Origin of the sequence: Alteromonas gracilis, assembly GCF_043642145.1 — a bacterium.
GTDB lineage: Bacteria > Pseudomonadota > Gammaproteobacteria > Enterobacterales > Alteromonadaceae > Alteromonas > Alteromonas gracilis_B.
In genome coordinates this window covers 159,262-183,912 of the sequence record NZ_JBHZRZ010000003.1, presented here as the reverse complement: position 1 = coordinate 183,912, position 24,651 = coordinate 159,262, and the positions used below count along the sequence as shown (strand labels likewise).

Here is a 24,651-nt window from a genome sequence, read left to right as displayed (position 1 = left end):
TTAATATAATGCTAACAGCATACTTGTATATACAAGTATGCACAAGTACACTCACTCAAAAGTGACAACGTTAGATAATAATGGTCAAGGCAAATAAGGTGAGTTATGAGCTACCAGTACGATACACTTATTTACAACGTGCGCATTGCGTCGATGCAGCGCAATGGCAAGCCTTACGGCGAATTGCCGGCCACTGCAGTCGCCATAAAAAACGGAAAAATTGCGGCGTTAATCCCTTGCACCAACCCACAAGATAACGCGAACGATAGCCCGGTTGCGCCCCCTGTTCATGGCGATACAGATGCAGTGAGCCACACAGAGGTACTGGAGCAACCAAACTCAAGACGGTTTCAAAACGCCATTGCCCAAGCCGCAATCGCTATAGATGGCACAACGCTTATTCCACAAAATGCAGGCCAGCCTGTTAAGCTCCCATGGCTTCTTCCCGGTTTAATCGACTGTCATACCCACTTGGTATACGGCGGAAACCGTGCTGAAGAATTCGAACTGCGTTTGCAAGGTGCCAGTTATGTAGAGATTGCACAACGTGGCGGCGGAATTAAAGGCACCGTAGAAAAAACGCGCCAATCAGATGAAGATACGTTGCGCAATACAGCAATACAGCGGGCAGCACGGCTGTGTGAAGAAGGCGTAACCACGTTAGAAGTAAAGTCGGGCTACGGACTGGATATAGAAACCGAAGTGCGAATGCTAAAGGTGGCTAAATCGCTTGAACAACACTTGCCGATTTCTATTCAAACTACTTATTTGGGCGCTCATGCCATTCCCAATGAATTTAGCGATAACGCCGATGGCTATATCGACTTTGTTTGCAATCAAGCGTTGCCTTATGTTGCTTCTCAGCAATTAGCCGATGCAGTAGACGTGTTTTGTGAAACCATAGGCTTTTCGCCAGCGCAAACCGAGCGTGTATTCGCCTGTGCGCATCAGCACGGGTTACCGTTGAAAGCACATGTTGAGCAGCTTAGTGATAGTAAAGGAGCCGTGCTGGCCGCCAAGTACGGCGCATTGTCGGTTGACCATATTGAGTATTTGGCCGACAGTGATATTCCTTATATTGCGCAAAGCGGCACAGTAGCCGTGCTATTACCTGGCGCATTTTACTATTTAAGCGAAGTGCAAAAACCACCCATTGATGCGCTGCGTGCGCACAACGTCCCCATGGCTATCGCAACCGACTTCAACCCAGGCAGTTCACCCTTAGCATCGCTTTTAACCGCCGTGAATATGGGCTGCGTACTATTTCAATTAACGCCCGAAGAAGCGTTACGAGGCGTAACAGAACACGCGGCCACTGCGTTAGGTTTACAAGACCGTGGCATTATTGAAGCAGGAAAGCTGGCCGATCTGACTCTGTGGAATATCGACACCCCCGCTGAGCTTACCTATTGTATTAATGGTCATCGTCCCATTGCGGTATTTAAGGAAGGCAAACATGTTTAAGTGGCAAGGTAGAGTTGACAGTGAAGATGGCGTCGACGGCATGCGCTGGCACCAAAAAATTAGTCAAACCGAAGATGTTACTTCTCACGCTTTAGATGAAACCCAAAGCGCTAGCGGTAAATTCGAAAATGATGGAAATGGAAGTAAAAGCAATGGTAGTAAAAGGCTCGATACTCAAGTAGAAAGACCTGAAATACTAAATGCAGACACCATTACACTTGTGGGTTTTGAAAGTGACGTGGGCGTACAACACAACAAAGGGCGCGTTGGCGCTGCCGCAGGCCCTAACGCCATTCGCAGCGCATTGGCGAACTTACCCTGGCATTGGCCCACCACCCATCTTGCTGATTTAGGCAATGTTACTGCTAGTGAGAATTTGGGACACGCCCAAACTCAGTATGCCGACGCGCTTACCTATGCCCTTCAACAAAACAGCAGGTTTACTATTGGGCTTGGCGGCGGGCATGAGATTGCATGGGGTAGCTATCTGGGGCTTTTTAATGGAAAACTGGACAAGGCGCGGGTAGGTATTATTAACTTCGATGCACATTTTGATTTAAGAAAGCCAGCGCCTAATACTAGTTCAGGCACACCATTTCGTCAGGTTTATGAACACTGCCAGCTTCACCGTACCCCTTTTAACTATGCCTGCATTGGCGTTTCAAAAGCGGCAAACACATCTGCGCTCTTTAATTTTGCCCATGCGTCTAACACCCGTTATTTAACCGATGTTGCATTAAATGACGAATCGCTGAGTATGCAGAGAATAGATGAACTGCTCTCGCCCATGCTAAAAGAAGTTGATGAACTGTACGTTACGGTGTGTTTAGATGCTTTCCCAGCCGCTATCGCCCCCGGCGTAAGCGCCCTAAGCGCACTGGGCATATCACCGTCACTGGTCATCAACACTCTGCACTTTTTAGCTCAGCATCAACAGACTTTTGGCTATCGCTGGCGACTGTGTGATATTGCAGAAATGAACCCTAAGTTCGATATAGACGGCCGCACAGCCAAGCTTGCTGCACGACTCCTCTTTGAGACAGTAGATGCAATTAATTCTCAAGCCAACTTTTAAATAGGCGAACAAAGTTTTTGTTCAGATAATAAAAAGCGTGGCGACCTTACTGCTCTAAGGTCGCCACGCTTTATTAATTTGTACTGCCTTTCGGGCGTGTGACGTGTTTTTTTATTTAACGCTAGCGCGCTCGCAAGCCGCAGCGGTAAACAGCACGTCGGTAGAGCTATTAAGCGCCGTCTCTGCTGAATCTTGAAGTACACCAACGATAAAGCCCACTGCCACCACCTGCATAGCCACTTCATTTGGAATGTTAAACAAGCTACACGCAAGCGGGATTAATAATAACGAACCACCGGCTACGCCAGAGCTTCCACAAGCTGATACGGCCGCAATGACGCTTAGTAGCACTGCTGTTGGAAAGTCTACCGAGATACCTAACGTATTAACCGCTGCAAGGGTGAGTACTGTAATAGTAATAGCAGCCCCTGCCATGTTAATGGTTGCACCAAGAGGAATAGACACAGAATAAGTATCTTCATCTAGCTTTAAGCGTTTACACAACGCCATGTTTACGGGAATATTTGCCGCTGAACTGCGCGTGAAAAACGCCGTAATACCGCTTTCCTTTAAACATTTAAACACTAACGGATAAGGGTTCTTTTTGGTGGCCAAAAATACCAACAAAGGGTTTGTGACTAGCGCAATAAACAACATGGCGCCAATCAAAACAGTGAGTAAGTGTGAATACCCTAATAAGGCTTCAAAGCCCGTGGTCGCAATGGTATTAGCAACCAAACCAAAAATACCAAAAGGCGCCAGCTTAATCACAAAGCCTACTACCGTGGTCACGCTGTCTGCCATATTTTGAAGCAGCGCCTTGGTCGCATCGCTTGCGTGGCGAAGCCCTAAACCTAACCCCACTGACCACGTTAAAATACCTATGTAGTTTCCTGTCACTAACGCGTTTACCGGGTTATCCACCATGTTATAAAGCAACGTGGTAAGCACTTCCGACACACCTTTAGGTGCGGCCTGACTAATTTCTGAAGTAACTAAACTTAAACTGGTGGGAAACGCAAAACTTACCAGAACGGCAGTAAGCGCAGCCATAAGCGTGCCTAAAAGATAAAGCACCAATACTGGCTTAATAAAGGTTTGCTCGTTTTGCTTGTGATTGGCGATAGACGCCATTACCAACACAAAAACTAACAGCGGAGCTATGGCTTTAAGCGCTTTTACAAACAGGTTACCCAAAAGCCCTACTGACTGAGCCGAAGAGGGAGACAGGCTGGCAATTGCGATTCCGCATACAATGCCGACAATAATTTGCAATACCAAACTGCCATTCATGTAGCGCTGGAACAGACTAGGGCGTGACGTTGAATCCATAAATGTTGGTCCATTGTTATTTTGACGACGCACCATATAGGATTACGCCGTGTAAATGAACCTGTTTGACCTTAGATACTCGCAAATTACCGTGTACTGGGCGTTTACGCGAGTTTACATCTTTACCTATTTTATGATTGACTCAAAGCCTTCAGGCTTAAGCGTAAGTACTGAAGTATTGACCTGATTTAGAATTGTTTCAGATGTATTGCCAATTAACAGCCCAGGAATGCCTGTTCTGGCCACTGTACCCATCACCAAAACATCAATGCCATTTTCATTAACAAAAGCGGGAATTGCCTCAGTTGGGTCGCCCTTTACCACATTTCCTTGAATCTTAAGCCCTTGCTTTTCCCCCTTGGAAAAGCGTGCAATCAGCTCGTTTTGTTTCTCTCTATTTGCATGCTCTTCTTTTTGCAGAAGCTCGTTCATTTGCTCTTCAGAAAAACGAAAAAAAGCACTGTTTCTCAGACTGCTTTCTCCATAAACCGACCAGCACGATAATACTTCTACATCACATTCGTGGGCTTTTGCTACCAGCAACGACAGGCTCATGATCCTTTCATTTAACTGCCTTCCTTCCTCATCATCTTCCATTGATAAATCGATAGCAGCTAACACTTTTTGTGGCGACGTGATTCGAGGTTTAACTAGCCACACTGGCTGCGGGCATTTACGCATAAGATGAAAATCACTGCTGCCAAATCCAGTATCTTTACTTTGCGCTACCTTAATAAGAAGATCGTGTTCATCTAATACGACTTCTCTAATTATCTCGATGAAGTCGCGCCCGGTGGTAACAATGACTTTTACTGGCTGCTTAGTGTCAACTGATTGCGCCAATGCATTGAGTTCAGCTTCTGCCGACGACTGTCGTTTAGTTATAAGCTCTTTCTCTGATATCAACCCTTCAAGAGAAGCCAATAGTTTTTTGGGGTGAGGAATAATAGTCATTAAGGTCAAAACAGCATTACTATTGTTTGCCACCTCTACACCACGCTGAACAGCAAGGTTTGCACTATCCACATCATCGTGATTAACAACAACTAAAATTCGCTTAAATGTTTTCATTCTTCACTCCTCATATCTACTTAATAGTAGCTCGGCTCTAAGCGTTATCATCGCAACCAAGCCACTTAATACCATGAAAAATTGCAATGCTTGCTCTTTACTAAGTATAGGCAAGACTCTTTAAAACGCGTGCCGTTGTATAGCCGCGCTGAATTTAATCGCTGTTGGCCGGCGGCAATCACTACGACCGTATTACTCCCTCGCCCCCATTGCGTTTACTAAAGCTTCTTACAAGTAAAAATAAACCTAAACACCTTCCAACATGCTTTGCGTATGCGAGATCCACTGATGTACGGGAAGCTCACTATCAATATAGTAGTCAGGTTGTAAGCCTTTACCATCAATGGCCATGTGAGGAATGCGTAAACTTCTCGTCAGGCTATAGTGTAAAGTAAAGTGTTTGCTCGGCGAATCAACTTGATACATGTTGGAGATATCAAGCACGCCAGCGGTGGTTTGGCCAAACAATTTCACTTTTTTACTTTGCTTGGCGGCCAGCAGGAATTGTTCAGCCGTGCTGCCGTTGCGGTTATTAATCAATACGCCCACGCTTTTTGGGTAAGCGTGCACGGTTTCATAGTCTTTTATCGTAAGTGCGTCACCCAGTATTACGAACTGCCCTAAATGCTTTGAAAGTGTGTCATAGCCTGACTTTGCCCACGCTTTTTCTTCATCTGAGAAGTGAGGATTATCCATAAAACTTAGCATTCTCGAATTGTTTAGCGGCGTAGACAAATACTCCATTTCTATAACGCGAATGGGGTTGGTATAGATTAACGGTAGTAAAGATTCATAGCTAACATCACTGCCACCGCCGTTGCCTCTGATATCGATAATTAAGTTTTCGGTGCGTAAAATGGTATCCAGATTAGCGGCGATCAACGCATCGATTTCCTGTTTATACCCAAGTTCAAAAGAAGGAATACGCACTAAAGCAGTTGTCTCAGAGACTTTTTCGAAACTGGGCTTTTTGGCATTTAACAGGCGAACGTAGCGCTTCATTTCCGGCGAACTTTCTTGCCGTGGCGCAAGGCGAGACATCACAATAAAGTTGTCGCCCAATACCACTTCGTTTCGCCCCAAATGGGTAAGGCGGTCTACAGAATACGGGGAGTGGTCACCCATAAAAAAGGTGATGTTTGCGCTGTCTTTATCACCGTCAACATCATTGATAACAAACTTGACTTGGCCGGGTTGCCACGCTGGATTCTTGCTTTCTGTAATATAGGCGCGGTATGCATTTTCTTCTTTTTTAAGCGCCACGGTATAGCTCGAAAACTGCCAAAGACCTTCTAAGTCTTCCTCATTTTTGTTCTTCAAGTATTGTTTAAAAGCGGGTACATCGAAGGGCTGCACTGCAGAAGCATGCACAGCCTCACTTGAGCCTGTACTATTGAGAGATAAACCTATATGCCCCTTGCGAAAAAACGCTAACCAATCACGCAGCACTACATGACATTGCTCAACACCGGAAGCCGCCTGAGCAGAGGCCAAAGCGCCCCTATTATGGGCCTCATATACAGCTTGCCCTTTATTCGACACCGCATAATGAAAACCAGCGTCGTTGGTTTCAAAGGTGGCTTTCAGCCATGCAAACTCATCAGCGCAATTGAAAGTATTGGCGACACAAAAAAGCGGGGTAATTAAGGAGAAAAGGGGCAGCAGCGCACGTTTTTTCATTTTAGACGAGGTCCATTTCATTATTGATTTTTAAACTACCATAACGCCATGGAATTACTAGCGCTACTGATAAGCATACTTGTAAACAAATATATTAACGCGATGATGATTACACCACCGCATAAGGCTTCTCTAGCGCACTTAAGCCCACACCATTTCGCTTTATTACCTTAAGCTGAGTAGGAATGCGCTCTTTCATGGCTTCAATATGACTGATTACCCCTATCATTTTGCCACTGGCGTTTAAGTTATCTAGCGCATCGAGCGCCACATCAAGCGTTTGCGCATCTAACGTGCCAAACCCTTCATCCAAAAAGAGTGAATCGATACTGGTTTTGTGACTCACTAAGTCAGACAGTGCCAACGCCAGCGCCAAGCTCACCAAAAAACTTTCGCCTCCAGAGAGTGTTTTGGTGTCACGCACCACATCTCCCTGCCATGTATCTAATACGCTCAAAGCCAGCCCTTCGTTTTCTTTACGTATAAGCTGGTAACGTCCGTGCAGTTTATCTAGCTGCTGATTGGCCAGCTGAACAAGGTTATCTAGCGTTAACCCTTGGGCAAAACGCCTAAACTTATCGCCACTTGCCGACCCTATTAACGAGTGCAAGTAGGTAATATCGTCGTAAAACGTTTCAAAGGCAGCCATTTCATCAACTAACTGCTGCTGTTTTTCACGGGCCTGATTGTTGGCATTAAGCTGCTGATCAATTTGACCTAGCGCAGACAGTAGCGCGTCGCGTTGCTGTGCGTTTTCGGCCATGCGACTTTCAACCCATTGCGGCCCGTGCTCATTGAGCTCTTGCTGCCATAACTCGGCGTTCTCTTGGTTTTGAAGCGACTGTTGGGTGGTTAATGCATTGTCTAGCTGAAGGTCTGCCTGCTGCTTTTGACGGGTTAAACGCTGCTCAAGCTCTACAAGCGTTTTGCGAGTGCCTTCATCTAGCAAAGCCTTGCTGAATGCCTGCTCATCGCTGAACGGGCTAGCTGCTAGCTGCGCGTTGAAACGCTCACTTGCCTCTGACAACGCCTTCTGTTTTTCACTAATTTGCTCGTTAAGCTGGGCTATTTCTGCCTCTAAACGAGAAAGCGTGGTTTCTATGTGCTGCAAATGCGCTTTGTACTGGTTTACGCCTCGCTCGGCACTGTCTATGTTCGCCTTCGCTTTGCTGCGGGCGCTGTCAATGTCAGCCTCAGGGAAAATCTCTTCACGATGTTTTCGAAGTGTTACCAATTCCTCCTCATGCTGTGCTAGTTGTGACAGTGTTTCATTAAGCTGTTTTTGCTCACTTTCAATATCGCGATTAAGCAATAATAGCTTTTCACTCACGCCTTGAAACTCATTTTTAAGATTGCCGTGCAGCTGCTGGTTTTGCTTATAGGTTTTAAGCGCGTCAGTTTTTTCAAAAAGCCAAGTGGTTAGATGGGCAATAGAATTAGACGTAGTTGAGTATTTAGAAAAAGAAGCGCCGTGTTCCTGCATGGTTTCACAAAGCGCCGCAAATCTCTGTTCCATCGCTTTGGCTTTATTGGCTAGTTCGGTGTTTTGCGCGCCGATTTGCTTAGCCAATGTTGTACGCTGCTGGGTTAACACGGTTAGTTCGGTTTGTGCAGCATTTAGCGCGTTGTTAGCTTGGCTCGCACGCTGGGTGGCTGCCGTTAATGCTTGCTCGGCATGCTCTATATTTGCAAGCTGGGCGTTGATTTCATCGAGTCGTGTTTTAAATTGCTGCGTGAAGTCTGCCACGCTTTGTGCGATGTGAATGTCTACTTGAGTATCTACTTTAGTAAAGCTTGGTACATCAGCACTTAGCTCGCTTGCCAAGTGCTTCCAATTTTCAAGCAGCTCGTTGTGTTGTGACATTGCGTTTTGGTACTGTTTGTCTATTTGACTTAAGGTTAGCTCGGTTTGCGTAACACTGTCTTTCGCTTTTGCCCCTTTTTGCTCAATATCATCAAGCTGTTGCTTTAGGTTATCTCGCTTTTTCACGGTTTCAGGCACATCAATTGCCACCGAAGAGGTAGTATGCTCGTTAGCGCCACAAACGGGGCACGGCTCGCCCTCTTCTAGCTGCGCACGCAAATGTGCCACTTCAGCATCTAAAGCTATTAACGCTTCAACATCTTTTAGGTTGCTGCGCGTTTCTTTGTAGGCGTCTGCCAGCGCACTTCGCTCGTTTTGTTGCTGCTTAAGTGTTTTGGCTAAATCACTTTTTTGCGTATTCAACGAGGCTATGTCTTGCTCGTTTGAAAGATAACGCTGCTGAACGTGTCCTAGCTGTATTAGGTTATCCCAGTGATATAATTTAACATCGCGTTCTTTATGCAGGCTAGCTTTGCTAGTGTTGCTTAGGGTTGTTAAAAGCGCTTGCTCACACGAGGCAACCTGCACTTTTTCCGCGTCGTCTTTTTGCGTGAGTTCACTTAATACTTGGTTACTTTTAGCTATCGAATCATCGAGCGTAGCCAGCGCCTGGCCTTCGTCATCTACTTGTTGGTGTTGTGTTTTTAGCTGTTGCTGCTCGCTTTCAAGATAACGGGCCGTTTCACTCCACCCACTTATGAATTCAGCAATATCACCTAGCGAACTGTGCTCACTCAGGTAGCTTTCAAGCGCCTTAAGCTTGGCTTTATTTTCTGCAGATGCACTTTCAGTTTGCTCGCGCGTTGCCGTTAACGTATTCACCGACGCCGTTAGGCGCTCTGCGGCTTCGTTAGCTTTCTGCTGCGCCGAAACGTGCTGGGCAATCTGGTTATCAAGAGGGTTTACGTGTTCGTTAATGCGCTTTTCTAGCGCTGTGTTTTGCTGCTTAGCTTCCGCTAGCGCCTGCTCGGCCTTGTTTACATCTGCTGAGTGCTGCGCCTTTTTCCCTTGTAAGTCAGGTAACTGAGCCGCTTTGTCGTTCAGTCGCTGTTGATAGGTAGTCACATCGTGCTGCAGCGCATTGCGCTGTGCGTAAGGCATGCGAAGGGTTTCAGCGGGCTCACTTTGCTGCAAACGGTCTAAGTCGTCTTTGGCTTCTTCAATTGCGTGATTGGCCGTATGTTGCGCTTGTTTAGCTTGATGAAGCGCGGCTTCATTACTTTTCACCGCTTGCTGCCATGTGAGTTGTTGCTGTAGCTCAGAAAGCGTCTGGTTTAATACAGTCACTTTCTGTTTAGTGTTGGTTTGCTCTTGCTGTAACTCGGAAACTTGCTCTTCACTTAATAAAGTTACCCCTTCAAGCTTTAAGGCAAATTCCTTTTTCTTTTGTTTAGCATCGCTAAACTGTTGATGCACCGCTTGTGAAATTTGCCCGTAAATTTCCGTACCCGTAAGTTCTTCCAATAATTCTGCCCTGTCAGCTTCATTGGCATTTAAGAACGCAGCGAAGTCACCCTGTGACAGCATCATAGATTTAGTGAAGCGCGCAAAATTAAGCCCTGTAAGCTTTTCAATTTCTTCACTTTTAGGGCGAACTTGCGTGGCCAATACCTTACCACTTTCTACTTCGGCTAATTCAACATCGGCGCTTTGAAGGTTACCATCAACTCTGCCCCGAGCCCGTCGCATACTCCAAAATGCGCGGTAGGCCTTGCCTTTAATGTCGAACTCTACCTCTGCCAAGCACTCGGCTGTGCCTCGGGTCATTATGTCGTTATTCGAGGTGGAAATAGCCCCTAATCGCGGAGTTTGGTGATAAAGCGCTAAACATATTGCGTCAAGTAATGTAGTTTTCCCCGCGCCGGTAGGGCCGGTAATAGCAAATAAACCATTGTCGATAAAGGGCGATTGGGTGAAATCGATTTTCCACTCCCCTTTTAGCGCGTTTAAGTTTTTAAGGCGTAGCGACAATATTCTCATTTTATTCTTCGCCCTTTTCTGTTTGCTTTGGTTGGGTTTGCTTTGGTTGGGTTTGGCTTGTTTGGGTTTGACCAGCTGGCTCAACGCTGCCTTGCATTGCCGTGGTGCCGTCTTGAGAATTGCTACTTGCTGGTGAATTATTGCTAGCGCCTAAAAGGCTTGTAGAGCTTGTGTTTTCCAAGTCTTCGTCGTTGGTGTGAACAAGCTCCACAGCATCTGTAAATAGTTGCCTAATGCGGCTTATGCGAGAAAGTTTCATCTGCGGAGGCGCACCTGTGGGCGGTGAAGCTGTGTCTGTGAAAGACAAAGGCATGTCTGGGTTAGGTGAGGTTTCATCTAACGTGTCCTCAAACGATTCTAACGCCAACCGCGCTTCGAATACGTCGTTCACCGACAGTTCGCTAAGCTGAACGTTTTGTTTTTCGCTCAAACTTTTTACCGCCTTTTGGCGCACGCGCTTTAGCTGCAAAATTTCTGCGTTTTTTCCTTCTAACACGTTTTGAATACGTTGCTGTAAATCGGTCAAGTAGTCTTGCGTTTCAACTTCTATGCACAACCACACCGGGTCTTTGTTGGTTTCAATGGTCTCGCTCGTATTAATAGCGTGTTCAATGGTTTGCAAATCGCCCTTTATCACTTCCATCGCTTGAAAACGCGGTACAGGAAGCGTCGAAATATTCGGTGTGGTGCTTGTGGGCTCAAACTCTACCAGCACCACTTGTTTTTGCGTGTTGAGTTCGTCAAAACTTAAAGGTATCGGCGAACCTGAATAGCGTATATGCTCGCTTTTCGAGACTTTTTGGGGCCTGTGAATATGCCCTAATGCAATATAATCGGCAGGCGGAAAACCACTGGCATCAAAACCTTCCAAGGTACCTATGTAGATATCACGTACACTTTCCGACTGACTCACGCCCAAAGCCGTTAAATGGCCTGTGGCGATAATTGGAATGGCAGGGGGAGTCTCACTTTCACCAGGTTTTTCGTTACGCACTAAACCAGCGCGCAGTGTTAACGCCTCTTTGTACAGCTCGCCGTAGTGCTGTTTTATGGCATCACCTAGAGCCTGACGCTTATCTGTCGCGCTTTGGCCAGCCTCACTAACTATAACATCACGCGGGCGAATAAAAGGCACCGCACATAGCACAGCGCTGGGCTTACCTTGTCGGTTGTTTAGAGTGATAACTTGATCGCTAATTTCGCCATAAGTACTGGCAATAACATGGCTATTTAAATACTTTAGCAAGGCCTTACTTTCATTAAGCACCGACACAGAATCGTGGTTCCCGCCTAGCACCACCAGCGTGCATTGCATGCCCTGCAATTCGCCAATAAAGGCGTGGTATAACTCTCTGGCATAGCTTGGTGGTGTTCCCGTATCAAACACATCCCCCGCCACGATAATGGCATCTATTTGATGCATCTCTACTTGCTGAAGTAGCCATTTAAGGAATGCGGCGTGTTCGTTTTTACGGCTTTTCGTAAAAAAGCTCTGACCTAAATGCCAGTCAGACGTGTGCAATATTTTCATGTAGAAGTGAACCAGGCTTTTGCATTGGAGATAGAGATACGCATAGGTGCTATGCGGCTGTTGCCATGGCCATTTGATTTAATGTATTCATGGCCTTTCAGCAACTATAGAGATTTTGTGGTTTTATGACAATGGTTTGTGCGCACTGGCTTAGCGCAAGTGCAAAAGAGGACAGGAGCTTTGCCTAAAGACATGGCGTAGGCGCGGCTCCTGTGAGGATCCTTTAATAGCAAGATTTAACGTAACGTTGTTAATTCGATGCGAATATTCCAAAACTAAATGCAGGCACTGTTATTACCGCATTTGTTTGTTCGCCATTGGTTTGATCGCTTCCAGTGATGGCTGCCGAGCCAGCAATAGGCAGATAAGCCGCATATTGCTTTGCCACATTCACGGTTTGCGGTGCTGCTGATACGTTAAATACAACGAATAGCTCTTTCGCCTTGGCACTAGGCTGCTGGGTGCTCTGTGTAGGCATTGCCTTATCAGCCACCCTTGCAAAGGCAAACACCTGCTTTTCATCATCAAACAGACGATTTTCCTGCACGCCGTATTGCAGTAGCGGCTGTTGCTGGCGAATAGCGGCATACTGACCAATAGCCTGATACAGCGGATGCTGCATATTGAAATTGTCGTCTTGCGTGGTTTGTTCGCTCCCCAACAGGACGTTGTCGTTATAGCTTGCCACTTTTGAAGGCATCATGTCTTCTCTGGCATCTACATCGTTTCCATCGCCAGTGAAGCCCTGTTCATCACCGTAGTACACCACTGGCACACCACGAGAGAAAAACATCATGGCGTGAGCCAACATGCTGCGTTTTAGCTTTTCTTCGTTTTCAATATTCGGTAAGTGCTTGTTCAAAAAGAAGCCAGGACGCCCCATGTCGTGATTACCTAAAAAGGTAAGCAGCTGATTTACATTGCTATCTTCGTCGTAATACAGGTGATCTTGAGCAATTAACGCTTCAATATTAGAAACGGGTTTGCCTTCGAAGAACACGCCGCCAACAGCACTTTGAAACCCAAAATCAAGCACGGCAGGTAGTTTGCCAGTGGTCGTGTAAGCGCTAAGCGCTTCTGGGCTTGGGTCGTATACTTCACCAAACACGTGGAAGTTTGGTATTCCTTCATCTTTTGCATGGGCCATTATTGCTGGCGAAAATGCCTGCCAAAACGGTAGCTGAACGTGCCTAACCGTATCTATTCTGAAGCCGTCAGGTTTAAATTCGCTAATCAACTTGGTGTAAATATCTATCATCCCTTCAACCACTTTTGGGTCTTCGGTATTGATATCATCTAACCCGTTAAAGTCGCCATATAAGCTATTTTCACCTTCAAAGGTTGTGTCACCCTGATTGTGATAATAGCGAGGGTCATTCAGCCATTCAGGAAACTTTTCGCCCTGCTCCTTTTCTGGTACGAATGCACGGTAAGTACCATTATCCTTCACCTGTTCAAGATTACGGTAAGCACATCGTGTTAAGCCATCTTTAAACGAACCGTCTGCATTGTGGCACTCATCGTACTTAATCACGTCGGCTGTGTGGTTTGTGATGATGTCGAAGAACACCTTAATGTCTTTAGCGTGGGCAGCATCAATTAAACGTTTTAAGTCAGCGTTACTGCCAAAATGTGGATCAATTTCAGTAAAATCGACAATCCAATAACCATGATGAGCAAAGCCGTCTTGTTGAATGGCTTTGTTGCGTAAAATAGGTGTCATCCAAATAGCCGTTATGCCCATTGACTTCAGGTAATCTAGCTTTTGCTCAATGCCCGCCGTATCACCGCCGTGAAAGGCCCATTTCGATGTGGTATCCAGTCCACCATGAGAAATTGAGCCCTCTGGCGCACCGTTATCGTTAGAGGTGTCACCGTTGTTAAACCTGTCTGGCATAACAAAATAAAATACATCTTCTCGCACATCACGCGCTAAATAGCTTTCAAGCTTTACTTCTTTTTGACTTTTTGTGCTGGCGTCTTGTGTTACAGCTGGGCCTTTTGTTGACATTGAGCCTTGTGTTTCAACCGCCTCTTTAGTCTCGCTACATGCGCTTAACGCTAGCGCCATGGCAGCAACGGTTACCGCCATTCTAAACGTGGTTCTGATCATTGAAGGTGTTCCTTTATGTTTGCTATGCAACAACCTCACGGCGTGCAAGCATCTTTAACTATTTTTAGGGCTTGGTTATCTTTGCTGTACATCAAAGATAAACAGGCCCTAGTTAAGCATCTAAATTTAGGAAAAAAACTGGCTAGCAACCTGTTCGGCCAGCGCTTCATCAGCCTCTTCCGCCATGCCGCTAATGCCCATTGCGCCTAACACCTTACCGTTGCCATCTTTTATCGGTACCCCACCAGCCATACCGGTAATACGCGCATCCGTCCAAAAGTTAATGGTTTTGCCTGTCTCTTTGGACCATGCCGCTAGTTGGCTTGTTTTTTGTCTGTCTCGTGCTGCGGTATATGCTTTGTTCTGCGCTAATAAACAGGTTTGTGGGCTTGTTTCATCCATACGGGAAAAAGCAATGAGTTCACCCACACAGTCAACAACGGCAACAGCAATGTGCTGGTTGTTATCTTTTGCCCAATTAACGCTTGCCGAAATCATAGACTGAGCCTGAGTTAGTGAAATAGAACCTATCATGGTAACTCTACTCCTTTTGCACTTACATATAACGCGTACCAGTCTTCTCGTGAAAGAGAAATGGTGGTGGCTTCAGCACTCGCTTTAATTCGACTAGGGTTTGCCGAACCTACGATTGGCTGAATATTACTAGGGTGGCGCATAAGCCAAGCCAGTACGATAGCATCTGAAGATACGTCATATTTTTGCGCCAGCGAGGTAATCAATTTTTTCGTCGCTTCCTCTTGCGCGGTTAGCGTTACTGGTGCACCTGAATATTTTCCTTGGCTAGAAGGGCCCCACGACTGCATTTGAATGCCGTTCTGTTTTGCATATTCAAGGGTACCTGCGGTGAAGTTCACGTTTTTACCATCAGGGTTTCCTACATAAATGCCTTCATCGACAAACCCCAAATTGGTTAGGCTCATCTCTACCTGATTAGCAATTAGCGGCTGGTTAATATAGTGATTTAAATGCTGCATCTGCACGCCACTCATATTAGACACACCAAAGTGTTTAACTTTGCCACTTTCATGCAAAGCATCGAAAGCTGCGGCAACTTCTTCCTCTTCCATTAAAGGGTCAGGACGGTGCAGCAACAACAAATCGAGGTACTCAGTGTTTAAACGCGACAGCGTATTTTCTACCGATTTTACAATCCAGTCTTTCGAAAAGTCATAACGCTTAGGGCCTAAGTCGTCATCAAAACGAATGCCGCATTTTGACTGTAAAATAATGTCTGAACGCAAGTTTGGTCGTGCTTTAAGTAACTCACCAAATGCTTGCTCTGCTTTGCCCATGCGGTAAATATCAGCGTGGTCAAAAACAGTAATGCCTGCTTCAAGGGCTGCGTCAATTGCGGTAAAAGCATGCTGAATTTGCTCTTTGGTAATTGGGTTGTAGTCCCACTCGCCACCAATAGCCATGCAGCCGTACACCAACTGGCTAGCGTCTGGAAAATAGTGGTTTAAAGGTAAATTTTTCATTTTTTACTCACTCAAAAATAGGGGTGAACAATGGGATAAAGCACACCGATTAATGAGACAATTTTACGCCTGCTTTAGCCTACTTTGGGCGCACAATAGCGAAATTATTATTCCATATAGCGAACAATAGAATTTTATATATAATTGATAAGCACAGCCCCATGGTGCAGATAAACACACGCGGCTGCTATCTTGGTGAACAGGCATAAAACCAGAGCAAATAGATGATGAAACCCCATAAAAAAGTAGAGCGTTTAATGCTATTTGGCGCAGTGGCTGAGACATTAAGCTTTGGTGCGGCTGCTGAGAAAATGCAGATCTCCAGAGGTTATCTGTCAGAGCAAATTCGAGAGCTAGAGCTGGCCCTTGGGGTGAAGTTACTGCAACGCTCTACTCGCCAAGTTAGTCTGACTAATGAAGGCAAACAGGTTTATGCCGACACCAAAAAAATCAATCGCAGTGTAGTCGAACTAGAACAGAACTTGGTGCGCGAACACACCCAACTAGAGGGCGTTATTGCCGTTACTGCGCCCAATATGTTTGCTCATTTTCTGTTAAGCGAACTGTGTTTTAACTTTTCTCAGCAACATCCAGGTGTAACCTTTCGCTTAGACACCAGCTACCATAGACACGATTTGAATCGAGGCCATTTTGATTTAGCGTTTAGGTCTACCAACAACCCGCCCCAAGACATGGTAGCGAAACCTTTGTTTACCTACAGCCATGCCATCGTGGCAGCCCCGCATTATCTAGAACAATACGGCAAACCCAGTGGCGCTAGCGATTTAAATGTGCATCAGTGTTTATGCGGCCCAGATCAGGATAGCTGGGTAATAGATGGTAAGCGCACACCCATTAACGGCTGGTTAAAACTGAATGATAACTTGGCACTTATTCAACACGTTTTGGCCGGAAGAGGCATAGCAAGACTGCCTAGCTATGTGGTGAATGCGCATATTAAAACCGGTGAGCTTGCTGCGCTTTTTAATGTCGATGACCTCACGGGTGCGCAACAAGAGTCGACGTCGAAGAAGAAGCATCACCAGATGTACATTATTCATCCACAGCGTCCTCACCAATCGCTGAGAATGAAAGCGTTTTTAGATGCAGTGAAACACGCTCAAAATGATGGCTTTTTTAACCGTTCGATATAAACATTAGCTACCCAGGTGCCTTTTAAGTACAACCTTCGCCCTATCGGCCTTAAATAATACGTTCTCATAGACTACAATGCGCTGATGACTTATCCCGTTCCCGCCAATCAGGTTGAAACCCTGTACGAAATTAAAAAGAGCAAGTTCATTGCTTGCGCTGGTCATGCTAATTCACGAGAGAGTGCCATGGCGCTCTTAGATAGCGTAAAACAGCAGTACCCCGATGCTCGCCACCACTGTTGGGCCTATGTGTTTGGTAACCCTAATTCTCCAAGTAGCGCCGCTATGGCCGACGATGGCGAACCCAGCGGTACAGCCGGAAAGCCTATTTTGAATGTGTTACAACACAAAGACATTGGCGACATTATGATTATTGTCACGCGTTATTTCGGTGGCATTAAATTGGGTGCTGGTGGATTGGTAAGAGCATACTCGGCTGCAGCCCAGCAAGCTATTGACGCTCTTGAAGTAAGGCAGGAAGTAAAGCTAGAAGCGCTAAGTGTAGATATTGATTTTAAGCACGAGCAATTTGTTCGTCATTTGGTGGAACAGGCACAAGGAAAAGTGGCGCACTGTGATTACGCGAGCAGCGTTAAAATAGGTGTAGAACTCCCACTGAGTGCTCTAGAAGATTTTAAAAAGCAAATGGCACCTATTGCGTTTTCTGTATCGGCTGCTGACGAATAATTGAATTAGGGTTTATAAACTGCGCTTTCAGGCTTAACACTTGTATTTCAACGCGCATGTCGCTGCTATTTTCGCGAAGTGTTGTGCAATAACGCGGGCCCTAAACCGTGTTTAGGGCCTTAATATTACTTTGTAAAACCATGTTACCACGCCAAAAGCAGTTACCCTTTGAATGTACCGCGAATTGGATAGTTGTTTTCTGGGTTGCGAATGAACTCTAACCCTGACACCAGCTGCTCTAAATCTGGGCGAACGAATGGTGCATTGGCAATCTCTGCTATGTGAATCTCGTTATTTTCGTTGAGCACGAATAGCGCTGGCTCTGCAAAGTTGTGATCGGTTTCTTTTTCTGAGCGCGGCTCAGAAATATACAGGCCTAGCTTTTTCATATCATCTTGTGACAAACCATAGGCGATAGGAAACGTTATCGACAAGTCATCTAAGTGTTCATCAAGCTGCGCTTTACTGTCACCACTTACGGCAACCACATCAACGTTAATTTCGCGAAGACGACCTTTAAAATCTTCAAGCTTATTGAGATACTTCGTGCAGATTGGGCAGTGCTTACCGCGATACACGACCACCATCTTCCAGTCGCATCCCTCTTCCTTATCGGTAAGTGACACGGCCTCTCCACTTGATAGCGTGGCGCTAACTTCTGGGAACGTTGTTGCTGGATGCATTTTTTGCGTATACATAGAAACTCCTTAACAATGTAGTTGAATCCTTCAAAGTGCCTGCAAACAATGCGCTTGCTGCACTGCACTTAAGCTGCAAAAGGTAAAACTAGATACGTTAAACTTAACTTTCAGATCGCCTCTTTGAACATTTGTTCAATTTTTCTTTTCAACTTTTCCACCGGGTATCTGTGTTACGCGCTGGCAACATCCACAAGTAATAAAAAAAAGCAGCTCAATTGAGCTGCTTTTACTATTTAAACGTCTGTTGTAAGAAGTAATGTGAAAGTTTAATTCACATAACCTTCATTCGCTTTTACCGTTAGTGGATGGTAGCCCGGTTTTGCTTCTTCAAACGCGCGCTTAGCAAAGGCTTTGCCTTCTGGCGTTTTAGATAATTCGCGATAAAGCGGCTTAACCAGCTTATTTCGGCCAATTGATACTAGGTAGCTATACAAGCGATCGTAGGCAGGTTGATAATTGTTTTCTACCGCAATCATTAACCAGCTATGGGCAATTTCATTGTTTTTGGTAGAAGTAAGCGAAAATGCAGAGTCTAGCTCAGCTAGCTGCGTTTCACTTAATGAATTAGGCATATTGTTAAGGAAATACAACCACTCATGAACGGTCCATTGTGCCGTTTCAATTTCTGTTGCTTTCACCTCACCAGATAACCACGCACTGCGCGTTTCATCAATTTTTGTGAAGGCATCAGACTCAGGCTGTGGTGCGCCTTCTGGAATACCCGGTTCAAAAATCCATGTGTTAATGCGATTCGCGTCTAGCTTGTCTGGATATTGTTTCAACAAGGTATCATCTAAATAAGCGATAAAGGTATCGGTAGTGATGCTTTTAAACGCAAAGTCTTTAAAGTACTGCATTAAGAACGCATCGAAGTTTTCACGGCCAATCTTTTGCTCAATTTCACGTAAAAATAGCGCGCCCTTTTCATAAGGAATATTAGAGAAAACATCGTCAGGGTTGCGGCCACGAAGGTCGATAGCAAGGATCTCGTCATTCTCTTCTAGGGCTGCAACATCGTTTTCTAAATCTTGATAACCCAGCACCGCTTCTTTTTTGAAGCGATCATGACCGTAGATCATTTCCATAATGCGGTAGGTTAAATAGGTGGTGAAGCCTTCGTTTAACCACAAATCGCGCCAAGTGGCATTAGTTACCGTGTTGCCTGACCAACTATGTGCCAGTTCATGTGCAATAAGCGATACTAAGCTTTTGTCACCCGCAATAACGGTTGGAGTGATAAACGACAAGCGAGGGTTTTCCATACCACCAAACGGGAACGACGGGGGCAAAATAAGAAGGTCGTAGCGATCCCACTGATAAGGTCCATACGTCTCTTCCGTTACCTCAAGCATCGCTTCCGTGTCTTCAAACTCTTTAGCTGCACTTTCAAGAAGCGCTGGCTCAGCATACACACCAGTGCGCTCGCCCATGGCTTTGAACTCTAAATCGCCAATGGCTAATGCAATAAGATACGACGGGATAGGTTGCGGCATGGTGAACTCATATTCGCCATCTCGTTCGGTAGTAGGATCGTTTGACGCACTCATTACCGCCAATAAAGATTCCGGTGTTTTTATGGTAGCGTCATAAGTAACGCGTACTTGAGGTGAATCTTGAAGCGGAATAAAGCTACGCGCGTGAACCGCTTGCGCTTGCGTAAATAGAAACGGATGTTGTTTGCCCGCTGTTTGCGCTGGCGTTAACCACTGCACGCCAGAAGCTTCGGGTGAGGTTGAATACGCTACCGTAACTGAGTTTGCTGAACTAGGCAGTGTAATGGTAAGCGGTGTACCTAAATCAGGGTCTGTTTCACCCATTTCAAAAGCAACGCTTTCATCGTTTACAGTTACGCTTTGAATATCTAACGCACGTGTATCCAATACTAATGTGTTGTATTCAGGTTTTGCGCGCTCAACATCAAGGGTTACATCGCCTACAAGTTGTTTGGTCTCAAAGTTTGCGGTTAAGTCTAAGCTAAGGTGTGTAACCTTAATTTCATTGGGGTTTGCAAAGGAGTGATAATCTACGCCTGAAGCAATGGCAGCTTCAGCTTGCTTGTCTGCGGCCGTGCTAGAGCTAGATTGAGTGGTTTGATCTTTGTCTGTCTTTGCTGTGTCTACACTACTGTTGTCACTGCACGCAAATAACACAGGCGCGCATACGAATGTAGCCAGTAATCCGTATTTTTTCATTTAACGTCCTAATGGATAATTGATACCAACTCAGTGTATCAAGCCGTTATAGGACTGGCGACTCTATTTCGTAGAGTCGCCATTTATACACGCGTCAAAGTGAAATCTTGCCATTGCCACACATTACTTTGTACGTTCATTGCGACTACAGTACAGCGTAATCACTATACTAGAGTCGCTAAGAACGGTAATGTGCTGGCGTGTAATAATGCGTCAGCTCACATTTCAATTAGGCTAGCGTGATATCTACTTCAATGTTGCCGCGAGTCGCGTTTGAGTATGGGCATACCTGGTGCGCAGTATCCACTAAGCTTTGTGCTTGGTCTTTATTCATATCGCCTAAATCTACTGTAAGTTTTACTGCAATGGCGAAGCCTTGCTCGATAGGACCAATTGATACATCGCCCGTTACGCTAATATCGTCAGCTAGTTTAATTTTTTGTGATGCTGCTACGTGTTTAAGCGCACCAATAAAACACGCAGAGTAGCCCGCTGCAAACATCTGCTCAGGGTTGGTACCTTCACCGCCCGCGCCACCCAGTTCTTTGGGTGTAGAGAGTTTAAGGTCAAGCTTTCCATCACTTGATTTCGCTGTACCTTCACGACCACCTGTTGCAGTTGCACTGCCTGTGTAAACGACTTGTTGAAGCTTATGCATAGTTGCTCTCCTCGTAGGTTTATCCAAATAAATACTTTGCATGCAAAATAAATTAACACCAAACCAACTTGCAGATCAAGTGCTTTGTATGCAAACTATTATTGATAGTTAATGAGCCGTATCTATAAGGGTAAACCGTCATGTCTGAATTATTGAAGTTGGAAAATCAGCTTTGCCATCGTTTTTACACGCTGTCGAATGCGTTTACTCGCGCTTACCGCCCCCTGCTTAAAGCGCTAGATATCACCTACCCTCAGTATGTAACCTTAATGGCATTGTGGGAAACCGACGACATAACGATTGCTAAACTCTTAGAAAAAACGGCCATTGACGGCGGTGCTATGTCGCTGATCCTTAAAAAACTTGAGGACAAGGGTTTTCTAATTGTTGCTAAAGACAGCGCAGACAAACGTGTGAAACGGGTTCAACTGACCTCTGCGGGTAAAAAGAAAAAGGCCATAGCAGAAGCAGTGCCTACGCAAATGCTGTGTAAATTTAATGGCATGAGCGCACAAGAGAGTCAAACGTTGAAGCACCTTCTCGACAAGCTAGGCGGGTGTTTTGAAAACGCAGATTTTTAGACCAAGTCGCTTTAATACACATACCTGCTCCTTTCTTTTTACCTTTTAGCCATAACGCAGTTCTTGTCTTACAGACCTATAGCGCGTGTACGATGACCACAAAACTCATGCTTCTCACTCACTTTATCGCTTTTTTCTAACTCACCTTTTTAACTCACCTTTTTAACTCACCATTCACGCATCGAATACTGAATATATTCAAATTCCCCTCAAACTGGTTTGACCTCTGAAAATTCTGCGACAATTATGTAAATAAGTTGTTAACCATATGTAACATTAGAGAGGAAATAATGAAAAAGATATGCATGCTATTAATGCTGAGCATCAGTTTAAGTTTCAGCAATGTTTCATTGGCAAGTGGCTACACCGAAACTAAATACCCGATTGTGTTAGTGCACGGTATATTCGGGTTTGATGATGTATTAGGTATAGACTATTTTTATCGCGTACCGTACAACCTTAGCCGTAGTGGTGCAGAAGTTTATGTGGCAGCAGTATCTGCAGCAAATAGTTCAGAGCTACGTGGAGAGCAATTGCTGGCAGAAGTAGAACAGATCTTAGCAATTACTGGTGCTGAAAAAGTTAATCTATTTGGTCACAGTCAAGGTGCGCAAACGGCACGTTATGTTGCTTCAGTAAGTCCAGAACTAGTCGCATCAGTAACAAGCATTGGCGGCGTAAACTGGGGTTCAAAAGTCGCAGATGCTGTGCGTGGTACCCTGCCAGAAGGCTCGCTAACAGAGTCAGCTCTTGCGTCGATTGCCGACGGCTTTGGCAACATAGTAGAGTGGTTTTCAGGTAATAGTGGTTTACCACAAGACTCGCTTGCAGCAATGGATGTACTTACCACCGCTGGCAGCTTGGCTTTTAATGCCGATTACCCCGAAGGGATACCTAGTCAATACTGTGGTCAGGGCGACTTGGTGGCGCCAAATGGTGTTACCTATTTCTCATGGAGTGGTGGCAAAGCATTGACCAACGTGCTTGATGTATTGGACGCCCCTATTCTCGCGGTTAGTCTTGCATTTAATGAGCCTAGCGACGGTCTTGTAGCAACCTGCAGTAGCCACTTAGGCTATGTGTTAAAAGACAATTATCGCATGAATCACGTCGACGAAATTAACCACACATTCGGTATTCATCACTTGTTCGAAACCGACCCAGTGACATTGTATCGCCAGCACGCGAATAGACTGAAAAACATGGGGTTATAATCAATGAAGGGGCATTGGCTTTGTTTTATCGCTGTGTTTGCTGTTGTGCTTGGCTATGTGTTGTTGCCAAAGCGAGTCGACGAGTCTACGCAACACGTCGATATAAAAAAAACTGATGCTCCCTTAGTTGACCCATCTGTCACAAGCCCAAAATTGCCAAGTATCGACATCGACGCTAGCAGCATTGCACACGATGAAACAGACTGGCTGAATGAAGAACTAAGAACATTGTTCGATTATTTTGTGAGTTTTTACGAAGAAAGTGACACTGTCATGTGGACGCAATTTAACGAGCATTGCAAAGCCTTATCGTATTGCGATGAACTTCGTGATCTGTTTTCCCGATATATTGATTACAAAATGCAATTACATGAGTTCGACAGTTATCACGAGTCTAACCTTGATAACATTCGACGACGAATTGACCAAATTAATGCGCTGCAATTGCAGTTATTTTCTGAGGCTGAGCGACAGGCTCTTTTTGAGCCGTTACAGCAGTGGGATGAATACGCGCTGCAGAGGATGGCGATAAATCGTGACGAGACGTTAAACGAACAACAGAAAGCCGAACTATTAGAACATCACATTTCTCAATTGCCTGACGGCATGCGACAGGCGGTCACGCCAACGCAAACGCTGCGAAAAATTACTGCGCTGATGGCCGATGAATCCTCATTAAGCAGTCACCAATTTAATGAGCTTGCCGCAGAAGTCGGGCAACCCGCCGCTGAGCGATTGATTAAAGTTAAACAAGCACGCCAAGCTTGGCAACAGCGGGTTAATCAATACCGCGACGACCTTAAGGCATTGAAGCTAGAGTATGCAGATGATGCAAAACGCTTTAATCAATTGAAAAAAGAGTTAACAGAAGGCCGCTTTAATTCTAACGAACAAAAGCGACTACGAGTATTGCTTAAACACCATAATTAGGGCTGCAATCAAAAAAATAATCTCGTACCTTTATCCCTTCCCTCGCCTTATCGCGTCATTATTTTATTGCCAAACACATTGCGCTATCTGCTACTATTTAGTTACTCAGCGAACAATTGTACGCTATTATTGATGCAGCACCTTAGTAAGAACAATACCTAACACGTATCGAAGTAAGGGAGCCCTTAACTAGCAGGGCTACGCTGTGCTAATGCTTGCAAATAGTCGCAACGTGAATTTTGCAAAAACGAAATACAGGAGCTGTGATGACCCACAAACAAACACAGACAAAAAGTATTCCTGCAAAAGCTTATTCAGCTATTGAGGAATGGTTAAACAGCATAAGCCACGGCATGGGCTTTATTGCAGCCATTGTAGGTTTGGTTTTTATGCTGTATCGCGCTGACAATGCGTTAGCGCTCACCACTGCCGCGATTTACGGCTCTACACTCATTTTGATGTTTCTAAGCTCTACCCTATACCACGCTATCTCACACCAAAAAGCAAAAGGCTGGCTCAAGCTATTTGACCACAGTGCAATATATTTATTGATAGCGGGCACTTACACACCGCTTTTGCTTGTTTCAATTGGTGGCGCATTAGGTATTACCATGACTGCTATTATTTGGTGTTTAGCCATTGGTGGCGTGGCATTTAAACTGATAGCGCAGCATCGATTCCCAAAAGTATCAGTTATGACCTATTTGCTTATGGGATGGATTGCGCTTGGCCTGATTTACCCACTATATGTTGCGCTTCCTGGTGCGGGGCTTTGGCTATTGGTAGCAGGAGGGCTGTGTTTTAGCGTAGGCGTGTGCTTTTATGTGGCGAAAAAGGTAAAATATACCCACGCAATTTGGCATATGTTCGTTATTGGAGGATGTAGCTGCCATTACTTTTCAATTTATTACTTTGTCGTTTAACG

Annotated in this window: 19 protein-coding genes; 8 read left to right on the top strand and 11 right to left on the bottom strand. The window is 45.3% G+C overall.

From position 1 onward, the window contains the following. Nucleotides 1-105 precede the first annotated feature (105 nt). Both hutI and hutG read left to right on the top strand, forming a co-directional pair. Nucleotides 106-1,464: an imidazolonepropionase gene (gene hutI / locus ACHUFN_RS07730; protein ID WP_394221755.1), complete on the top strand. Its 1,359-nt coding sequence runs from the start codon at nucleotides 106-108 to the stop codon at nucleotides 1,462-1,464. Next, nucleotides 1,457-2,539, top strand: coding sequence for a formimidoylglutamase (gene hutG, locus ACHUFN_RS07725; RefSeq protein ID WP_394221754.1), 1,083 nt, complete (start codon nucleotides 1,457-1,459; stop codon nucleotides 2,537-2,539). Before hutI ends, hutG begins: the two co-directional genes overlap by 8 nt. Before the next feature lie 111 nt (nucleotides 2,540-2,650). Here the strand turns inward: hutG and sstT are convergent, their stop codons facing one another. The 8 genes from sstT to ACHUFN_RS07685 all read right to left on the bottom strand — a co-directional run bounded on the left by sstT (nucleotide 2,651) and on the right by ACHUFN_RS07685 (nucleotide 15,609). Next, a complete protein-coding gene (gene sstT, locus ACHUFN_RS07720) occupies nucleotides 2,651-3,871 on the bottom strand; it encodes a serine/threonine transporter SstT (protein ID WP_394221753.1) in 1,221 nt (406 codons plus the stop codon). 126 nt (nucleotides 3,872-3,997) lie between these two features. Beyond that, nucleotides 3,998-4,942 (bottom strand): universal stress protein, encoded by a 945-nt coding sequence (locus ACHUFN_RS07715; protein ID WP_394221752.1) that lies wholly within the window; start codon nucleotides 4,940-4,942, stop codon nucleotides 3,998-4,000. A 246-nt stretch (nucleotides 4,943-5,188) separates the two neighbouring features. Further along, entirely contained in the window at nucleotides 5,189-6,622 is a 1,434-nt protein-coding gene (locus tag ACHUFN_RS07710; protein WP_394221751.1) for a S41 family peptidase, read from the bottom strand. A 109-nt stretch (nucleotides 6,623-6,731) separates the two neighbouring features. Beyond that, nucleotides 6,732-10,466 (bottom strand): AAA family ATPase, encoded by a 3,735-nt coding sequence (locus ACHUFN_RS07705; RefSeq protein ID WP_394221750.1) that lies wholly within the window; start codon nucleotides 10,464-10,466, stop codon nucleotides 6,732-6,734. 1 nt (nucleotide 10,467) lies between these two features. Next, a complete protein-coding gene (gene sbcD / locus ACHUFN_RS07700; protein WP_394221749.1) occupies nucleotides 10,468-11,997 on the bottom strand; it encodes an exonuclease subunit SbcD in 1,530 nt (509 codons plus the stop codon). Nucleotides 11,998-12,247: 250 nt separating this feature from the next. Next, complete coding sequence (locus tag ACHUFN_RS07695; RefSeq protein WP_394221748.1) at nucleotides 12,248-14,110, bottom strand: alpha-amylase family glycosyl hydrolase; 1,863 nt, start codon at nucleotides 14,108-14,110, stop codon at nucleotides 12,248-12,250. Between the two features lie 126 nt (nucleotides 14,111-14,236). Continuing rightward, nucleotides 14,237-14,644: a GlcG/HbpS family heme-binding protein gene (locus ACHUFN_RS07690; RefSeq protein ID WP_394221747.1), complete on the bottom strand. Its 408-nt coding sequence runs from the start codon at nucleotides 14,642-14,644 to the stop codon at nucleotides 14,237-14,239. Further along, nucleotides 14,641-15,609 (bottom strand): aldo/keto reductase, encoded by a 969-nt coding sequence (locus tag ACHUFN_RS07685; protein ID WP_394221746.1) that lies wholly within the window; start codon nucleotides 15,607-15,609, stop codon nucleotides 14,641-14,643. The genes ACHUFN_RS07690 and ACHUFN_RS07685 overlap by 4 nt, the downstream gene beginning before the upstream one ends. A gap of 224 nt (nucleotides 15,610-15,833) precedes the next feature. On the opposite strand from ACHUFN_RS07685, the gene ACHUFN_RS07680 reads away from it, so the two are divergent. Both ACHUFN_RS07680 and ACHUFN_RS07675 read left to right on the top strand, forming a co-directional pair. After that, nucleotides 15,834-16,763, top strand: coding sequence for a LysR family transcriptional regulator (locus ACHUFN_RS07680; protein WP_394221745.1), 930 nt, complete (start codon nucleotides 15,834-15,836; stop codon nucleotides 16,761-16,763). An 84-nt stretch (nucleotides 16,764-16,847) separates the two neighbouring features. Then, nucleotides 16,848-17,450, top strand: a complete 603-nt coding sequence (locus ACHUFN_RS07675) for a YigZ family protein (protein WP_394221744.1) — start codon at nucleotides 16,848-16,850, stop codon at nucleotides 17,448-17,450. Nucleotides 17,451-17,611: 161 nt separating this feature from the next. Here the strand turns inward: ACHUFN_RS07675 and ACHUFN_RS07670 are convergent, their stop codons facing one another. From ACHUFN_RS07670 to ACHUFN_RS07660, 3 genes are all read right to left on the bottom strand, one after another. Then, nucleotides 17,612-18,148, bottom strand: a complete 537-nt coding sequence (locus tag ACHUFN_RS07670) for a redoxin domain-containing protein (RefSeq protein ID WP_394221743.1) — start codon at nucleotides 18,146-18,148, stop codon at nucleotides 17,612-17,614. A gap of 269 nt (nucleotides 18,149-18,417) precedes the next feature. After that, complete coding sequence (locus ACHUFN_RS07665) at nucleotides 18,418-20,343, bottom strand: M1 family metallopeptidase (RefSeq protein WP_394221742.1); 1,926 nt, start codon at nucleotides 20,341-20,343, stop codon at nucleotides 18,418-18,420. A 229-nt stretch (nucleotides 20,344-20,572) separates the two neighbouring features. After that, complete coding sequence (locus tag ACHUFN_RS07660; protein ID WP_394221741.1) at nucleotides 20,573-21,001, bottom strand: organic hydroperoxide resistance protein; 429 nt, start codon at nucleotides 20,999-21,001, stop codon at nucleotides 20,573-20,575. Nucleotides 21,002-21,141: 140 nt separating this feature from the next. On the opposite strand from ACHUFN_RS07660, the gene ACHUFN_RS07655 reads away from it, so the two are divergent. The 4 genes from ACHUFN_RS07655 to trhA all read left to right on the top strand — a co-directional run bounded on the left by ACHUFN_RS07655 (nucleotide 21,142) and on the right by trhA (nucleotide 24,649). Beyond that, entirely contained in the window at nucleotides 21,142-21,582 is a 441-nt protein-coding gene (locus tag ACHUFN_RS07655; protein WP_394221740.1) for a MarR family winged helix-turn-helix transcriptional regulator, read from the top strand. 290 nt (nucleotides 21,583-21,872) lie between these two features. Continuing rightward, the gene (locus ACHUFN_RS07650) at nucleotides 21,873-22,796 is read left to right on the top strand and encodes a lipase family alpha/beta hydrolase (RefSeq protein WP_394221739.1); all 924 of its coding nucleotides are present in this window, start codon (nucleotides 21,873-21,875) and stop codon (nucleotides 22,794-22,796) included. Nucleotides 22,797-22,799: 3 nt separating this feature from the next. Beyond that, the gene (locus ACHUFN_RS07645; protein WP_394221738.1) at nucleotides 22,800-23,726 is read left to right on the top strand and encodes a lipase secretion chaperone; all 927 of its coding nucleotides are present in this window, start codon (nucleotides 22,800-22,802) and stop codon (nucleotides 23,724-23,726) included. Between the two features lie 266 nt (nucleotides 23,727-23,992). Beyond that, nucleotides 23,993-24,649, top strand: a complete 657-nt coding sequence (gene trhA, locus ACHUFN_RS07640) for a PAQR family membrane homeostasis protein TrhA (RefSeq protein WP_394221737.1) — start codon at nucleotides 23,993-23,995, stop codon at nucleotides 24,647-24,649. Nucleotides 24,650-24,651: the final 2 nt, after the last annotated feature.

Coding starts and splice junctions, on each gene's coding strand:
- hutI (WP_394221755.1), top strand. CDS start 106: ATGAGCTACCAGTACGATACACTTATTTACAACGTGCGCATTGCGTCG.
- hutG (WP_394221754.1), top strand. CDS start 1,457: ATGTTTAAGTGGCAAGGTAGAGTTGACAGTGAAGATGGCGTCGACGGC.
- sstT (WP_394221753.1), bottom strand. CDS start 3,871: ATGGATTCAACGTCACGCCCTAGTCTGTTCCAGCGCTACATGAATGGC.
- ACHUFN_RS07715 (WP_394221752.1), bottom strand. CDS start 4,942: ATGAAAACATTTAAGCGAATTTTAGTTGTTGTTAATCACGATGATGTG.
- ACHUFN_RS07710 (WP_394221751.1), bottom strand. CDS start 6,622: ATGAAAAAACGTGCGCTGCTGCCCCTTTTCTCCTTAATTACCCCGCTT.
- ACHUFN_RS07705 (WP_394221750.1), bottom strand. CDS start 10,466: ATGAGAATATTGTCGCTACGCCTTAAAAACTTAAACGCGCTAAAAGGG.
- sbcD (WP_394221749.1), bottom strand. CDS start 11,997: ATGAAAATATTGCACACGTCTGACTGGCATTTAGGTCAGAGCTTTTTT.
- ACHUFN_RS07695 (WP_394221748.1), bottom strand. CDS start 14,110: ATGATCAGAACCACGTTTAGAATGGCGGTAACCGTTGCTGCCATGGCG.
- ACHUFN_RS07690 (WP_394221747.1), bottom strand. CDS start 14,644: ATGATAGGTTCTATTTCACTAACTCAGGCTCAGTCTATGATTTCGGCA.
- ACHUFN_RS07685 (WP_394221746.1), bottom strand. CDS start 15,609: ATGAAAAATTTACCTTTAAACCACTATTTTCCAGACGCTAGCCAGTTG.
- ACHUFN_RS07680 (WP_394221745.1), top strand. CDS start 15,834: ATGATGAAACCCCATAAAAAAGTAGAGCGTTTAATGCTATTTGGCGCA.
- ACHUFN_RS07675 (WP_394221744.1), top strand. CDS start 16,848: ATGACTTATCCCGTTCCCGCCAATCAGGTTGAAACCCTGTACGAAATT.
- ACHUFN_RS07670 (WP_394221743.1), bottom strand. CDS start 18,148: ATGTATACGCAAAAAATGCATCCAGCAACAACGTTCCCAGAAGTTAGC.
- ACHUFN_RS07665 (WP_394221742.1), bottom strand. CDS start 20,343: ATGAAAAAATACGGATTACTGGCTACATTCGTATGCGCGCCTGTGTTA.
- ACHUFN_RS07660 (WP_394221741.1), bottom strand. CDS start 21,001: ATGCATAAGCTTCAACAAGTCGTTTACACAGGCAGTGCAACTGCAACA.
- ACHUFN_RS07655 (WP_394221740.1), top strand. CDS start 21,142: ATGTCTGAATTATTGAAGTTGGAAAATCAGCTTTGCCATCGTTTTTAC.
- ACHUFN_RS07650 (WP_394221739.1), top strand. CDS start 21,873: ATGAAAAAGATATGCATGCTATTAATGCTGAGCATCAGTTTAAGTTTC.
- ACHUFN_RS07645 (WP_394221738.1), top strand. CDS start 22,800: ATGAAGGGGCATTGGCTTTGTTTTATCGCTGTGTTTGCTGTTGTGCTT.
- trhA (WP_394221737.1), top strand. CDS start 23,993: ATGACCCACAAACAAACACAGACAAAAAGTATTCCTGCAAAAGCTTAT.